The following is a 15,267-nucleotide window of genomic DNA, read 5'->3' as shown; positions in this document are numbered from 1 at the left end:
CGAAATGTCCGCCTTACGAGAATCGCTCGGATTCCTCACAAGCCGCCTCCGCCAGGTTGGCATCTTCGTTGCCCTGATCCTGATCGTCCTGCTGTTCCAGGGACTGACCGGCGGGATCCTGCTGGAACCGCAGAACGTCACCAACCTGGTGGTCCAGAACAGCTACATCCTCATCCTGGCCATCGGCATGGTGATGGTGATCATCGCCGGGCACATCGACCTTTCCGTCGGCTCGGTGGCCGGGTTCATCGGTGCCGTTGCCGGCGTCATGATCGTGCACTGGGGCTGGCCGTGGTGGGCCGCCATCCCTGCCTGCCTGCTGGTCGGTGCGCTGGTCGGCGCCTGGCAGGGCTACTGGATCGCCTATGTGGGAATCCCGGCCTTCATCGTCACGCTCGCCGGCATGCTGATCTTCCGCGGGCTCACGCTCATCACCCTCAAGAACCAGCAGATCACACCCTTCCCCGCCGAACTGCGCGCCTTGGGCGGCGGCTTCCTTCCGGACATCTCGGGCGGCACGTCCGTGCTGGAATGGCTGACGGTCATCCTGGGCGTCGGTGCTACGGCTGCCCTGCTGATCCAGGCCTTCAAGGAGCGCAGGATCCGCAGGAATTTCGATCTGGAAAGCGAACCCCTGGTCTGGTTCGTCATCAAGACCGCCTTCACGTCGCTGCTCATGCTCATCATCACCTTCCTGCTGGCCTCCTACCGCGGCACGCCCATCGTCCTGGTGGTCCTGGCCGCGCTGGTGATTGCCTACACCGCGCTCATGAACAACAGCGTCTTCGGGCGGCACACGTACGCAATCGGCGGCAACCTCCACGCAGCCGAACTGTCAGGCATCAAGACCAAAGCCGTCACCTTCCGGCTCTTCGTGAACATGGGCGTCCTCTCCGCGCTGGCGGGCCTTGTCTTCACCGCCCGGCTCAACTCGGCACAGCCCGCCGGTGGAACCGGCTTCGAACTGGACTCCATCGCTGCAGCGTTCATCGGCGGCGCCGCCGTCACCGGCGGCATCGGAACAGTGGCCGGAGCAATGATCGGCGGCCTGATCATGGGCGTGCTCAACAACGGCATGTCCATCCTGGGTCTGGGCACCGATTACCAGCAGCTCATTAAGGGCCTGGTACTCCTTGTCGCCGTCGGCTTCGACATCTTCAACAAGAACCGCGGCGGCGGCGGTGGTGACCTCGGGAAGCGGTTCAAGCTGAAGACCAGCCCTCCGCCGGCACAGGAGAAGCCGGCGCCGGCAGCCAGCGAAACGGTGGACGCAGGCATCAAGTAGGACAGCTGGCACCTGCACGTATAAAGGCCCCCGTGGCCCTGGACCGAATCCAGGGCCACGGGGGCCTTCCTTGCGTGCGGCTCCTGCAGCACTTTCCCGGCAACCGCTCAGGGCGCTGCCAGACCGGTTGCTGCATCTGCCGGCGAGCGCCGGCGCCGGCTCAGCACGATGAAAGGCGCCGCAAGCAGCTGCACCGCGCCGCCCAGGGCCAGTGACGCCGGATAGCCGTAGAGGTCCGCTGTCCTGCCAAGCACTGGCTGCACCACCACTCCCCCGCTGGACCCCATCAGCGAGGCAAAACTCAGGACTGTGGCCCGCTGCTTCGAGGCAATCATGTCGTTGAGGTACGCCTGGCGCACCGGGGTGCCGGCCGAGGCAACCACCGCCCAGAGCGCCAGGAGCACCAGGGCCAGCCAGAAGACGTGGGTAGCCAGGAGCACCACCAGGACCACCGAGCTGGTGATCGTGGAAGCGATCAGCACCGTGGTGCGCCGGCCCACCAGTTTCCGGACCAGCGGGGCAAGCCAGCCGCCCACGATGTCCGCGCCGGCAACGATGGCCGCTGCCAGGCCTGCGATGGCGTAGGCCTTGGGATCACCGGAGAGCTGCAGCAGGTAGGGCTGGAGGGCGTAGAAAACATAGAACCCGACGCCCTCGGTGAACGGGGCAGCCAGCATCATGTACCTCACCGGCGGATTCTTTAGTCCACCGTCCAGTGACGCCCGCAGGACAGCGCGCGTGGCCTGCAGTGGGTGGGCCGAACGCTCCGGGGTGAAGCCGACGTCGTGCATGAGCAGGAAGGCCACTGCAAACATTGCCACCAGCACCGCGACGCGCAGCAGGAACGGCACACCCAGGTTCGTTGCCTGCGCGATGACCCCGCCGGCTACTGACCCGACCAGCATGGCGATGCCTGAAACCATCTGGCCGCGGCCCAGGACCGCTTCCAGCCCGCCGTCGTAACCGGAAAAGTGCAGTGCGTCCACCAGCCAGGCTTCCACTGCCCCGGAGAAGAAGGTGAAGCCAAGGCCCAGCAGCGCGGAGACCGCTGCCCACCACCAGAACGGCGCGGACAACTGCCACAGCAGGTAGTAGAGGTACGTGGACGCTGCCAGGGTCACGGTCCCCAGCAGGAAGGACGTGCGGCGCCCCCAGCTGTCCGCCACCACCCCGGTTGGCACCTCGAAGAGCACCATCCCTGCCGTGAAAAAGGCGTTCGCGGCGAAGGCCTCCAGGTTGGTCAGCCCGGCGTCGAGCAGGAACAGCGTATTGATCCCCCAAATGAACGATGCCGCAAGGGTGTTACCCAACGTCAGCGTCAGGTATACGGTCTGGATCTTTCGTGCTGCGGCGTTCACGGGGGCGCGCTCTTGGAATGTTCCCGCCGGAATCAGGACGGGCTGTAGTTCGGGGGAACGGGGTCATGGCGCAGGTACTCCCGGCGGAACCGGCCGGTGCCTGCCGTCAGTGCCCGCAGTTCCACCGCATACCGCAGGAGTTCCTGGTCCGGAACTTCGGCACTGATCTCCGTCAGCCCTTCGCCGGAGGAGGTGGTGCCGGTGAGGTGTCCCCGCCGGCCGGACAAATCGCTCATCACGGTCCCCACGTGTTCGTCAGCAACGGTGATGGACACGGAGGACACCGGCTCCAGCAGCTGGACCTTCCCGGCGGCCGCGGCCTCCCGCAGCGCAAGGGCCCCCGCCGCCTGGAAGGCAGCATCGGATGAATCCACGCTGTGGGCCTTGCCTCCCGTCAGGGTCACGCGCAGGTCCACCACGGGAAAACCCGCAGAGACACCCCGCTCCATTTGGGCCCGGACCCCTTTTTCGATCGACGGGATGAACGTTCCCGGAATGACGCCGCCTACCGTCTTGTCGACGAATTCAAACCCGCCGCCGCGCTCCAGCGGTTCAACCTCGATGTCGCAGACAGCGTACTGGCCGTGGCCGCCGGACTGCTTGACGTGTCGGCCGTGGCCGGAGGCCGCAGCCGCAAACGTTTCCCGCAGCGGCGTCACCACCTCCACTGAATGCAGTTTCACGCCCTGCTCCCGCAGGCGGTCCAGGACCACCTCGGCGTGCGCCTCACCCATGCACCACAGCACCAGCTGGTGCGTTTCGGCGTTCCGCTCCACCCTCAGGGTGGGATCCCCAGCCGCGATCCGGCCCAGGCTGCGGGCCAGCGCGTCCTCGTCGCTGCGGGAGTCCGCTTCCACGGCAATTGGCAGCAGCGGTTCAGGCATTTCCCACGTGGCCAGCAGCAGCGGGTTTTCCCGGGCGGAAATGGTGTCCCCGGTTTCGGCACTGCCCAGCTTCGCCAGCGCGCACATGTCCCCGGCCACGCAGTGGGGAACGGGCCGCAGGCTGGCGCCCAGCGGGGAGTAGATATGGGTGACCCGTTCGTCGGTGTCGTGGTCCTGGTGTCCGCGGTCAGCCAGGCCGTGGCCGCCCACGTGGACAGGCGTGTCCTCCCGCAGTGTCCCGGAGAACACCCGCACCAGGCAGATGCGCCCCAGGAAGGGATCGTTGGAGGTGCGCACCACCTCGGCGGCGAGCGGCCCGGAGGGATCACAGGTCAGCCTTCCGGCCGCTTCCCCCGCGAGGTCGGTCGTCTCCGGCAGGCTGCGCTCCGCCGGCGCCGGGAAGGCGCGCACCAGCAGGTCGAGCAGCTCCGCAGTGCCGAGTCCGGTGACGGCGGATGTGGGCAGGACGGGAAAGAACGATCCCCGGGCGACGGCGGTTTCCAGGTCGGCCGCGAGCGCTGCGGTGTCGATGTCCTCACCTTCCAGGTACCGGTCCATCAGCGTCTCGTCTTCGCTTTCGGCGATGATGCCCTCGATGAGGGCGCCCCTGGCCGGCTCTGCATCAGCAAGTTCCTCCGGTGCCGCCGGGCGCACATCGGGCGACGCGTCTCCGGTGGAGTAGTCCGTCACTTCCTGGGACAACAGGCCCAGCAGGCCGGTGGCCTGGCCCTCTGTCCGGACTGGGACGCACAGCGGGAGGACGCCGTCGCCGAACGCCTTCCTGCAGGCGGCCAGGGCGCCGTCGTAATTTGCCCGCGGATGGTCCATCCGGGTGATCACGACGGCGCGCGGCAGCGACATGTGCCCGCACTCGCCCCACAGCGCGGTGGTGGTCGCGTCGATGCCGTCGACGGCGGAGACCACGAAAAGTGCGGCATCCGAGGCTCGCAGCCCCGCCCGCAGCTCCCCGATGAAATCCGGGTAGCCGGGGGTGTCCAGGAGGTTCACTTTGACGTCGTCAACCATGATCGGCACCAGGGACAGCGTGACCGAACGTTGCTGGTGCACCGCTGCCGGATCCGAGTCGCTGACCGTCGACCCGTCCGCGATGGAGCCTTTGCGGGTGATCATGCCGTTGGCTGCGAGCAGGGCCTCGATCAGCATGGTCTTCCCGGCATCGGAGTGCCCAACCAGGGCCACGTTCCGGATCCGGGCCGGGTCCTGCGCCGCGATGCCGGCGGCTTGGTCGGCCCGTTTTGCATCAGGCCCGTTCCTGCCGCCTGCCGCCCGCGCTGACTCCCTGGTGCTCTTCACCGACATTGGAACCTCCTGGCATCATTGCCGGCCGGACCGGACGTGTCCTCTGATTCGACACCTTGGACGGCAGGACGGCAAGAGCGCAGGCTATTTGCTGCGGGCTTTGCGGGTGGCGGCGTCGTTGGCCTTTTGAAGCGCGTCGACCAGCTGGTCCTTGTCCATCTTCGAGCGGCCTTTGACGTCCAATTCCTTGGCCAGCTTGTAGAGGTGCTCCTTGGAGGCGTTGGCATCGACGCCGCCGGCGGTGGGTTCGGACGAGCGGATGCCCTGTTCCGCGCGCTTGTCCGAGGGGCCGCGCTTGTCCTTGGGCTCCCAGTGGTCGCCCACCTTCTCATAGCTGTGCTTCAGGGAGGCGTACGCTGCGCGGGCAGCGCGTTGTTCGTCGTGGTCGTAGGACTCCAGGGCCGAGTCGTAGGTCTTCGCGAACGTGTCCTGGGCCTTCTGCTCGGAACGCTGCAGGGTCGAGGGAAGCTCGTCCTTGCGGGCATGATCGTTCTTGCCGGTCTTGGGCATGGCACCCATCCTCCTTTAGTCAGCAGGCTGATTATTCGGATGGATACAGCTTAGATCTGAAGGCCCCGCCGGCCCAACGTCCCATTCTTGGCGACGAACCCTGACAAGCTGCAACAGAAAACCCCACCCCAGGCCCCTGGGAACCTGAAGTGGGGTTTGTTGCCGGAGCCCCCTGTCGGATTCGAACCGACGACCCCCGCTTTACAAGAGCGGTGCTCTGGCCAACTGAGCTAAGGAGGCGTGCCCTCGCGGGCGTGCGCCCGGAAGGCGCTAGATAAGGGTAGCCCAACTCCTGCCGGGCGTAAAAACGCCGCGGCACCGCCGGTACATGCGGCAAGGGCCCGTCCGGAGACGATCCGGAGCGGGCCCTGCCACGGCTGTTGGTCCTTTAGCCCTTGGCGGCGATGGCTGCCTGCAGGAAGTCCGGGAACGGCGTCTGGGCGCTGTCCCCCTTGCCCCACTGCTTGCCGTCCACGAACACGGTGGGCGTCCCGGTCACGCCGATGGCCGACGCTTCCTTCGTCGTGAACTTCACGAACGGGCGGTAGGTCTTGTCATCCACGCAGGAGCCGATGTCCACGCCCATGTCGGATGCCATCTTCTTCAGGTCGTTGTCGGAAAGGCCCGCGCTGCCCTCCGCCGGCTGCTTGGCGAAGAGCGCGTTGACGAAGTCGGAGTACTTTTCCGGGGACTCGTTAACCACACACGCAGCTGCGTTGGCTGCGCGGGACGAGTAGTTGGTGGTGGACCGGCTGTCCAGGAACCCAAGGGCGCGGTACTCAACGGTGATCTTGCCGTCGTTGCGCAGCGAGGTCAGCTGGTCGTTGTACTGGGCCTCGAAGTTCTTGCAGACGGGGCAGATGAAGTCGATGTAAAGGACAACCTTCACCGGCTTGCCCGCCTCAGCCTCCGCACCCGGAGCAGCAACCTGGGCAGGCGGGGTCTTCGGGGCGTCTCCCACGGAGGCCGCGTCAACCGTGGCAGGCTCCATCTTGGCCACGTCCGTGTTGGCCAGCAGGGTCACGCCGCCGTGCACATTGGCATTTGCCGGCGTGGGCCCCTGGTCCGCAACCGGCGCATTCTGCTTGAGGCTGTTGGTAACCACCAGCGCCACCACCACCAGGATGGCCACGACCGCCGCCACGATGCCCCAGCCGATCAGCAGCTTGTTGCGCTTGTCCTTCTTTACCTGCGCTTCCCGGATCAGGCGCGCCTTCTCGCGCGCCTCGGCGGTTCGCTCAGCCTTGGACTTACGTACTTCGTTTGCGGGGCTCATGAGTTCCTTGGGTCGGTCGACGTAGGGGGACCACTTGGTGGCACCCCAACATTTTAGGGGAGAAAGCTGAGAGCTTGCGGTTTCAACCATTCCTCCGGGTTGACCAACGGACGAATAGCCCCGATGATTCCGTCCGACTAGGGTGGCTTAGAGGCACAAGCAACCCCAGGGGGCCGCAATGCAAACACCCGTCCAGGAAAAACCAGCCGGCACAGCTACGGCCGCCGGTTCCGATTCCGGCCACGCCGGCCATACCAAGTACGACTTCATGGTGGTCTCCAACAGGCTGCCTGTCGACCGTGTGGCGCCAGGGGACGACAGCGACGACGGTTCCGGTTGGCGCCGGTCCCCGGGCGGCCTGGTGACCGCACTCGCCCCGATGATGACCAAGACGGACGGCGCATGGGTTGGCTGGCACGGGGCACCGGACGAGACCGTCAAGCCATTCAGCCACGGCGGCATGGACCTCGTACCGGTCCAGCTCAGCACCGAGGATGTGGAGCTGTACTACGAGGGGTTCTCCAACGCCACCCTCTGGCCGCTCTACCACGACGTCATCGCCCCGCCGGAGTTCCACCGGACCTGGTGGGACGCCTACCGCAAGGTCAACCGCAGGTTCGCCGACGCCGTCGTCCGCCATGCGGACGAGGGCGCCACTGTATGGGTCCAGGACTACCAGCTCCAGCTGGTGCCGCGCATGCTGCGTGAAGCGCGGCCGGACCTCCGGATCGGGTTCTTCAACCACATTCCGTTTCCGCCGCCGGAGATCTTTGCCCAGCTGCCCTGGCGCCAGGCAATCATCGACGGACTCCTCGGAGCCGACCTGGTGGGCTTCCAGCGGACCAGCGACGCCGGCAACTTCATGCGCTCGGCACGCCGCTTCCTGGGTGCCAGCGTCAAGCAGCAGCAGGTCCATGTGAAGGGCCACGACGGCGAGGTCACGCATATTGCCCGCGCCCAGGCCTTCCCCATCTCCATTGATGTCCGGCAGATCAGCGAACTGGCCGCCAAACCGGAAATCGTTGAGCGGGCCCGCCAGATCCGCCAGGACCTTGGCAACCCCAAGACCATCCTGCTCGGCGTGGACCGGCTGGACTACACCAAGGGCATCCGGCACCGCCTCAAGGCATTCGAGGAGCTCCTCGCGGACGGCAAGCTGTCTGTCGGCGATGCCACCCTGATCCAGGTGGCCAGCCCCAGCCGCGAGCGCGTTGAGCAGTACCGGCTCCTGCGCGAGGAAGTGGAGGGCACCGTTGGCCACATCAACGGCACCTACGACACCATCGAGAACACCGCCGTCCGCTACCTGCACCACAGCTACCCCGTCGAGGAGATGGTGGCTCTATACCTCGCCGCCGACGTCATGCTGGTGACGGCCCTCCGGGACGGCATGAACCTCGTCGCCAAGGAATACGTCACGGCACGCACCAACAACGACGGCGCCCTGGTCCTGAGCGAGTTCGCCGGCGCAGCCGACCAGCTCAAGCAAGCCCTGCTGATGAACCCCCACGACATCGACGGGCTCAAAAGCGCCATCATGCGCGCCGTGGAGATGCAGCCACGGGAAGCCGGCCGCCGCATGCGGTCCATGCGGCGGCAGATCCTGGACCACGATGTGGACCATTGGTCCGCGGACTTCCTGCATGCGCTGAACGAAAAGGTGGTCCGCGATGACTCCTGACAGCCGCGGCACCAAGGCACCGCTGGCGCTCACACCCGAACTCCGGGACGCCCTGCGGCGGATCGCCGGGACAGAGCACCTGCTGGTGGCCATGGATTTTGACGGCACCATGGCACCGATCGTGGGCCGGGCACAGGATGCGCGGCCGCTTCCGCGTTCGGCCGCGGCGTTCGCGGGCCTCGCAGTGCTTCCACGCACGACGACGGCCCTCATCTCGGGCCGCGCCCTCGCCAGCCTGCGGGAGGTCGCCTCCCCGCCGGTGGACACCCTGCTGATCGGCAGCCACGGCGCCGAGGCCTGGCTGGGGCCAGGCTCCGCCGAGCTGGCCCTTGAAGAGGACCAAAAGGCGCTCCTGGAAGAGGTCCGGGCCGAGTTGGCAGCCATCGTCGCCGAGGCTCCCGGCACCTCCCTGGAGGACAAGCCGGCCGGAGTGGTCCTGCATACGCGCCTGGCCGAGGACGACGTGGCAGAAGACGCGGTGTCGGCAGCCCGGTCAGTGCTCGAGAACCGCAAGGGCGTCTTCCTTAAGGAGGGCAAGCGCGTCCTGGAAACCTCAGTGGTCAATGCTTCCAAGGGCGAAGGTGTCACCTTCCTGCGGCAGGCCACCGGCGCCACCGCGGTGCTGTTTGCCGGCGACGACGTAACGGACGAGGACGCTTTCGGCCGGCTGGAACCGGACGATGTAGGGGTCAAGGTGGGCCTGGATTTCACCCAGGCCCAATACCGGGTGGAGGCCCCTGTCCACATCGCGGAGCTGCTGGAGGCCCTGCTCCAGGAGCGGAGCATGGCCGTTGCCGACGAGGATCCGCAGGCCGCTTCCGGCTAGGACGTGTCCAGCGGCACATGTGACGTTCGTAACATTTACGCTAAAAAGCGCAACCTCTGGCATACTCTTTGTGTGATGTGGCGCACAACCAGCGTGCGGCGTCACTCTGTGCTCCGTGTCTAGGCGCGGAGCACACTGCAGAAACAAAATTGAATAAACATGAACCATTCACAACGGATCGTCCGGCACGTACCTGCCGGTGAAGGGATTGATAACTGTGGCTACAGTTACTTTTGATAACGCTACGCGTCTGTACCCGGGCACAGATAAGCCCGCCGTCGATAAGCTCAACATCGACATCGCCGATGGCGAATTCCTGGTCCTGGTAGGACCCTCCGGTTGCGGTAAGTCCACCTCCCTGCGCATGCTCGCAGGCCTTGAGGACGTCAACGCAGGCCGCATCCTGATCGGTGACCGTGACGTCACCGACGTTCCGCCGAAGGACCGCGACATCGCGATGGTTTTCCAGAACTACGCGCTGTACCCGCACATGACTGTGGCCGACAACATGGGCTTCGCCCTGAAGATCGCCGGCGTCTCCAAGGAAGAGCGCGCCGAGCGCGTCCGTGAAGCCGCAAAGCTCCTGGACCTTGAGCAGTACCTGGACCGCAAGCCGAAGGCGCTCTCCGGCGGCCAGCGCCAGCGTGTTGCCATGGGCCGCGCAATCGTCCGCAACCCGCAGGTCTTCCTCATGGATGAGCCGCTGTCCAACCTGGACGCCAAGCTCCGCGTCCAGACCCGTACGCAGATTGCATCCCTCACCCGCCGCCTGGGCGTCACCACCGTTTACGTCACGCACGACCAGGTCGAGGCCATGACCATGGGCGACCGCGTCGCCGTGCTGAAGGACGGCCTGCTGCAGCAGGTGGACACCCCCCGCAACCTCTACGACCGCCCCAAGAACGTGTTCGTTGCAGGCTTCATCGGCTCCCCCGCCATGAACCTGCTGGAACTTCCCGTTGTCGACGGCGGCGTCCAGTTCGGCGGCACCGTCTACCCCGTGCCGCGCGACGTCCTCGAAGAGGCACACGGCTCCACGGTCACGCTGGGCAGCCGCCCCGAAGACCTGGAAACCGCTCCGCAGGGTGAAGGCCTGAAGGTGGAGGTGGACGTCGTCGAAGAGCTCGGTGCCGACGCCTACGTCTACGGCCACACCACGCTGGACGGCAAGGACCACGACATCGTGGCCCGCGTCGACGGCCGCCGTCCCCCGATGAAGGGCGAGGTCATCTACGTCCGTCCGCAGTCCGGCCACGTGCACCTGTTCGACACCAAGACCGGCCTGCGCCTCGGCGACTGACCAACTGCGCTTCACCCGGCGGCGGCCCTCCTTACTGGCGGGCCGCCGCCGGCCTTTAACGAAGCCTGCGCAAGATTTAGCTGCCCTGCCCCGAGTACGGAAGAATTGACCCATGACCGAGGAATACAGCGCCCAGTGGCACGACGAACCCACCGACTACGCGCAGATCGGTAAACTGCCGCGGTTCGTCGCAGCCAGTGCCGACGACAACAAGTCGGCCTCGGTAGCCTCGTCGCTGAACATCACCGCGGCGGCGGCGGATCCCGAACTGCTGGACCTGCCCTGGCACATCGCCCTCGAGGAGTGGCCGGCGCAATACCTTGCAGCACTCCCCCGTGGTATCTCCCGGCACATCGTCCGCTTCGCCCACCTGGGCGGCTCGGTCATCGCCATCAAGGAAACCTCCGAGCACGTGGCCCGCCACGAGTACCACATGCTCCGCAAGCTGGCCCGATTCGATGTGCCGTGCGTGGAGCCTGTTGCGGTGATCACCGGGCGCACCACCCCCGAGGGACGTCCGCTCAATCCGGTGCTCGTGACCCGCCACTTGAAATTCTCCATGCCCTACCGCGCCCTCTTTTCCCAGATGCTGCGCAAGGACACGCTGACGCGCCTCATCGACGCGCAGGCCCTGCTGCTGGTGAGGCTGCACCTGATTGGCTTCTACTGGGGCGACGTCTCCCTTTCCAACACTCTGTTCCGCCGCGACGCCGGCGCCTTCGCCGCCTACCTGGTGGACGCCGAAACGGGCGAGCTCTACCCGGACCTCTCCACGGGGCAGCGCGAATACGACCTTGAAATTGCCCGGGTGAACATCGCCGGCGAACTGATGGACCTGCTGGACGGCGGCCTCATCGAGGAGAAGGTGGACCCCGTGGCCACCAGTGAGCTGATCATGGACAGCTACCGGCGGCTGTGGGCTGAACTGACCGAAAAGGAATCCTTTGAGCTGGGCGAACGCTGGCGGGTGGGCGCCCGCATCAGGCGGCTGAACGAACTCGGCTTCGACGTCGAGGAATACGCCATCAAGACCACACAGAACGGATCCACCATCCAGCTGCAGCCCAAAGTGGTGGACGCGGGGCACCACCAGCGGCGGCTGCTGCGGCTTACCGGCCTGGACGCCCAGGAGAACCAGGCACGGCGCCTCCTTAACGACATGGACTCGTTCCGGGCCGACAACAACCCGGAGATGGATGAGGAATACAGCGCCCACCTCTGGGTCAGCCAGATTTTCGAGCCGATCGTGCGTGCCATCCCCCGGGACCTGTCCGGCAAGCTCGAGCACGCAGAAGTGGTCCACGAGGTCCTGGAGCACCGGTGGTATATGTCCGAGAAGCAGGAGCGCCACATCCCCCTCGCAGAAGCCGTGCAGTCCTATATCGACTCGATCCTGCGGCACCGGCGGGACGAGGCCGCGATCATGCTCAACCCGGACACCGAGCTGCTGAAGATCCTTGAGGTGGAAACCGAAGAGTCCCGCTACGGTGCTGATGATTCCGCGGACGAATATCCGGACTCGGACGACTAAGTCCTAGATAGCCTTTCCGGGGTTGAGGATTCCGGCAGGATCGAACAGGTCCTTGATCCGCCGCTGAAGCTCCCGGAGGGGCTCCGGCTGCTCCTGGCCCAGCCAACGGAGCTTGTACTGGCCCACGCCGTGCTCGCCCGTGATGGTGCCGCCCATGGCCAGGGCCGCCGTAATGGACTCGTCCAGCGCCATCTGCAACCGCTCCATGGCACCGGCGTCGACGATGGCCCCCTGCCGGTCGATCCAAAATGTGGGGTGCAGGTTTCCGTCGCCGGCGTGGGCCACCACTTTCAGGTGCACCTGCTGCTCGGCTGCCATGGCTTCGAGCGCTGCAACGTAGTCCACCAGGCGCGACCGGGGAACAGCGACGTCTTCACCCACACGGTACTCGTCGTCCACCTCCGCGCCCCGGCTGTGCCGGCGCAGTTCCACCAGCCGTTCCGCTTCTGCGCTTGCCTCGGTGGTGACGGTGGCGCCGCCTGCCCGGAGGACCTGGCGCACCTCCTCCGCTTCCGCAGCAGCCCCAAAGCCGTCCGTCTGGACCAGCAGCAACGATTTCCCGCGTGCGGTGAGGTCGGACCCGTGGATGTCGTCGAGCTGGGCCAGCGTTCCGCCGTCGAGCAGTTCCATGATGGCAGGCTGGACACGCGCCCTGCCCACAGCCAGGACCCCCGCGGCAGCCAGCCTGAAGTCAGGGTAGAAGGCGGCCACGGTGTGCACTTCCCGGGGCAGGTACTTCAGCCGAACGGTGATCCCGACGACGATGCCCAGCGTCCCTTCGGACCCCACGAAGAGTCCCGTGAGGTCGTAGCCCGCCACGCCTTTGAAAGTCTGGTGGCCGGTGTGGATCAGGGAGCCGTCCGCCAGGACCACATCCAGTGCCAGGACGGAGTCCCTGGTGACCCCGTACTTGGCGCACCGGAGGCCGCCGGCATTGGTGGCAACGTTGCCACCAATTGTGGAGCTGCGGAAACTGGCAGGATCCGGTGCGTACATGAGGCCGTGGCCGGCTGCGGATTCATTCAGGACAGCATTGACCACGCCCGGTTCCACCACGGCAGTTTCGTCGTCCGGGTTCAGTGCAAGGATCCGATTCATCCGCTCCAGTGAGAGGACGATGCAGTTCGTGATGGCATGGGCACCGCCGGACACGCCGGTACCGGCGCCCCGGGGCACGATCGCCACCCCGCTGCCCGCGCAGGCCTTCACCACTGCCTGTACGTCGGCTACTGATTCGGGAAACACCACTGCCAGCGGAAGCTGGAAGTCGATGACAGGCGCCTGGTCCACCGCGTACCGGCGGAGCGAGACCTCGCCCGTGTCCAATTGATCTGACGTCAGGATGGCTTCCAGCTCGTCAATGATGCTTCCCACAAAGCCTCCACCCGTCGTCGGACATACCTTCCCAGTCTAGGTGCGCTGCCCTCGGTCACCTGCGGACTTCCTACGGTGCAACCGCTTCCAGTTTTAAAGCCGCGCCCTCTGACGGCGCGCCAATCCTTCCGCGAAACAACCATGGAAGCGTTTTCATTAAATCGAGGTCCGCCGTTATGCTGGCTTCCATGTCTGTCGATACTGTGACCCAGGACACCTTGGCTTTCGCCGGTCCCCTGACGCCCGTCCATGCTGCTGACACCGTTCCGGGCTGGTGGCGCTCCGCCGTGATCTACCAGGTGTACCCCCGGTCATTCCGCGACCTGAACGGCGACGGCGTTGGTGACCTGGCTGGAATCACAGAGGAACTGCCGCATTTGGCTGACCTGGGCGTCGACGCCGTCTGGCTGTCCCCCTTCTTCCGATCGCCGCAGCGTGACGCCGGCTACGACGTCAGCGACTACTGCGACGTTGACCCCATCTTTGGCACCCTCGGCGACTTCGACGTCATGATGGCTGAATCGCACCGCCTGGGCCTGCGGGTGATCGTGGACCTGGTACCCAACCACTGCTCGGACCAGCATCCGGCGTTCCAGGCAGCCCTCGCCGCACCGGCCGGAAGCCCGGAGCGGGACATGTTCATCTTTCGGGACGGGACCGGACCGGACGGCCAGGAACCGCCGAACAACTGGCAATCCCACTTCGGCGGGCCGGCGTGGACCCGGGTGGAAGGGGCGGACGGCCAGCCGGGCCAGTGGTACCTGCACCTCTTCGATTCCTCGCAGCCGGACTTCAACTGGGACAACCCCGCCGTCCACGCAGAGTTCGAGCGCGTGCTCCGTTTCTGGCTGGACCGCGGTGTCTCCGGTTTCCGGGTGGACGTAGCCCACGCGCTGGTCAAGGCACCGGGCCTGCCGGCCTGGGGCGGCCGCGCCGATGGCGGCAGCAGCGAGGGGTACCCCGGCCACGAGGCGCCCATGTTCGGGCAACCCGCCGTCCACGACATCTACCGGAACTGGCGGCTCATCCTCGACGAGTATGGACCGGACCGGATTCTCTGTGCCGAAGCGAGTGTGGACCTCCATCGGCTGGCGCATTGGGTCAGGCCCGACGAGATGCACCAGGCATTCAACTTCCCGTATCTCCACGCAGGCCTGGACGTCCACCGGCTTCGCTCGGTCATCACGGACTCCCTGACGGTCCTCGACGGCGTGGGCGCCCCGAGCACGTGGGTGCTCTCCAACCACGATGTGGTCCGCCACGCCAGCAGGTTTGGCTACAACGGCCTCGGCCCACGGGATGGAGACGGCATCGGCTCCGCAGATCCGCAGCCGGATGACGAACTTGGCCGGCGCCGCGCAGCCGCCGCCTCGCTGTTCATGCTTGGGCTGCCCGGTGCCGCCTACCTTTACCAGGGTGAGGAGCTCGGGTTGCCGGACGGCATCGACATTCCGGGACACCTGCGCCAGGACCCCACGTTCGTCCGTACAGGCGGCCAGCGGCTTGGCCGTGACGGCTGCCGCGTGCCACTGCCCTGGCGTGCCGGGGACCAGCACCTTGGCTTTGGTTCGGGAAGCGATCCATGGCTGCCCATTCCCGACTCCTTCCAGGCATTGGCGAGGGACCTGCAGGCGGAATCGCCGTCGTCGCACCTGTCCCTGTACCGGGACGCTTTGGCCCGCCGGCGGATACTGGACCTGGGCAGGGGATCCTTGGCCTGGGTCGAGGACTGGTGCACCGGCTCCTCCCTGGCCTACCTGAACGGCACTACGCTGGTGATTATGAACCTGAACCACGAGCCGCTGGAAATGCCTGCGGGCCACATCCTGATCCGCAGCCTTCCGGCAGGCACTGGCCATGCTCTTGCCTCCGGTGAGACCGCGTGGATACAGCTTGGACCGGACACCACAGCAGCCCACTGA

Annotated in this window: 11 protein-coding genes and 1 tRNA gene; 6 read left to right on the top strand and 6 right to left on the bottom strand. The window is 66.1% G+C overall.

All coding sequences use genetic code 11. From position 1 onward, the window contains the following. Window positions 1–4 precede the first annotated feature (4 nt). Window positions 5–1,285, top strand: coding sequence for a multiple monosaccharide ABC transporter permease (mmsB, locus tag ACTAQI_RS20750; RefSeq protein WP_457948411.1), 1,281 nt, complete (start codon window positions 5–7; stop codon window positions 1,283–1,285). 107 nt (window positions 1,286–1,392) lie between these two features. On the opposite strand, the gene ACTAQI_RS20745 is transcribed toward mmsB, so the two are convergent. The 5 genes from ACTAQI_RS20745 to ACTAQI_RS20725 form a co-directional block, all read right to left on the bottom strand. Then, window positions 1,393–2,643, bottom strand: coding sequence for an MFS transporter (locus tag ACTAQI_RS20745; RefSeq protein WP_457948410.1), 1,251 nt, complete (start codon window positions 2,641–2,643; stop codon window positions 1,393–1,395). 32 nt (window positions 2,644–2,675) lie between these two features. Then, the gene (locus ACTAQI_RS20740; protein ID WP_457948409.1) at window positions 2,676–4,847 is read right to left on the bottom strand and encodes an elongation factor G-like protein EF-G2; all 2,172 of its coding nucleotides are present in this window, start codon (window positions 4,845–4,847) and stop codon (window positions 2,676–2,678) included. An 84-nt stretch (window positions 4,848–4,931) separates the two neighbouring features. Next, entirely contained in the window at window positions 4,932–5,357 is a 426-nt protein-coding gene (locus ACTAQI_RS20735) for a ChaB family protein (RefSeq protein WP_457948407.1), read from the bottom strand. Window positions 5,358–5,523: 166 nt separating this feature from the next. Beyond that, window positions 5,524–5,597, bottom strand: a tRNA-Thr gene (locus tag ACTAQI_RS20730). Between the two features lie 148 nt (window positions 5,598–5,745). Next, on the bottom strand, window positions 5,746–6,633 hold the full coding sequence (locus ACTAQI_RS20725) for a DsbA family protein (RefSeq protein WP_457948406.1): 888 nt from the start codon (window positions 6,631–6,633) through the stop codon (window positions 5,746–5,748). Window positions 6,634–6,811: 178 nt separating this feature from the next. Here ACTAQI_RS20725 and ACTAQI_RS20720 point away from each other — a divergent pair, with 178 nt between their 5' ends. The 4 genes from ACTAQI_RS20720 (at window position 6,812) to ACTAQI_RS20705 (ending at window position 11,971) form a co-directional block, all read left to right on the top strand. Beyond that, complete coding sequence (locus tag ACTAQI_RS20720; RefSeq protein ID WP_457948405.1) at window positions 6,812–8,314, top strand: alpha,alpha-trehalose-phosphate synthase (UDP-forming); 1,503 nt, start codon at window positions 6,812–6,814, stop codon at window positions 8,312–8,314. Beyond that, on the top strand, window positions 8,304–9,140 hold the full coding sequence (gene otsB / locus ACTAQI_RS20715) for a trehalose-phosphatase (protein ID WP_457948403.1): 837 nt from the start codon (window positions 8,304–8,306) through the stop codon (window positions 9,138–9,140). The genes ACTAQI_RS20720 and otsB overlap by 11 nt, the downstream gene beginning before the upstream one ends. A 217-nt stretch (window positions 9,141–9,357) precedes the next feature. Beyond that, window positions 9,358–10,440: an ABC transporter ATP-binding protein gene (locus ACTAQI_RS20710; RefSeq protein ID WP_018762103.1), complete on the top strand. Its 1,083-nt coding sequence runs from the start codon at window positions 9,358–9,360 to the stop codon at window positions 10,438–10,440. Window positions 10,441–10,552: 112 nt separating this feature from the next. Next, the gene (locus ACTAQI_RS20705; RefSeq protein ID WP_457948401.1) at window positions 10,553–11,971 is read left to right on the top strand and encodes a DUF4032 domain-containing protein; all 1,419 of its coding nucleotides are present in this window, start codon (window positions 10,553–10,555) and stop codon (window positions 11,969–11,971) included. Window positions 11,972–11,974: 3 nt separating this feature from the next. On the opposite strand, the gene ACTAQI_RS20700 is transcribed toward ACTAQI_RS20705, so the two are convergent. After that, the gene (locus ACTAQI_RS20700) at window positions 11,975–13,345 is read right to left on the bottom strand and encodes an FAD-binding oxidoreductase (protein ID WP_457948400.1); all 1,371 of its coding nucleotides are present in this window, start codon (window positions 13,343–13,345) and stop codon (window positions 11,975–11,977) included. Between the two features lie 188 nt (window positions 13,346–13,533). Here ACTAQI_RS20700 and ACTAQI_RS20695 point away from each other — a divergent pair, with 188 nt between their 5' ends. Next, complete coding sequence (locus ACTAQI_RS20695; RefSeq protein ID WP_457948398.1) at window positions 13,534–15,267, top strand: glycoside hydrolase family 13 protein; 1,734 nt, start codon at window positions 13,534–13,536, stop codon at window positions 15,265–15,267.

It is taken from the genome of Pseudarthrobacter sp. alpha12b (assembly GCF_054130495.1).
This window is presented reverse-complemented; position numbering and strand designations above follow the sequence as displayed.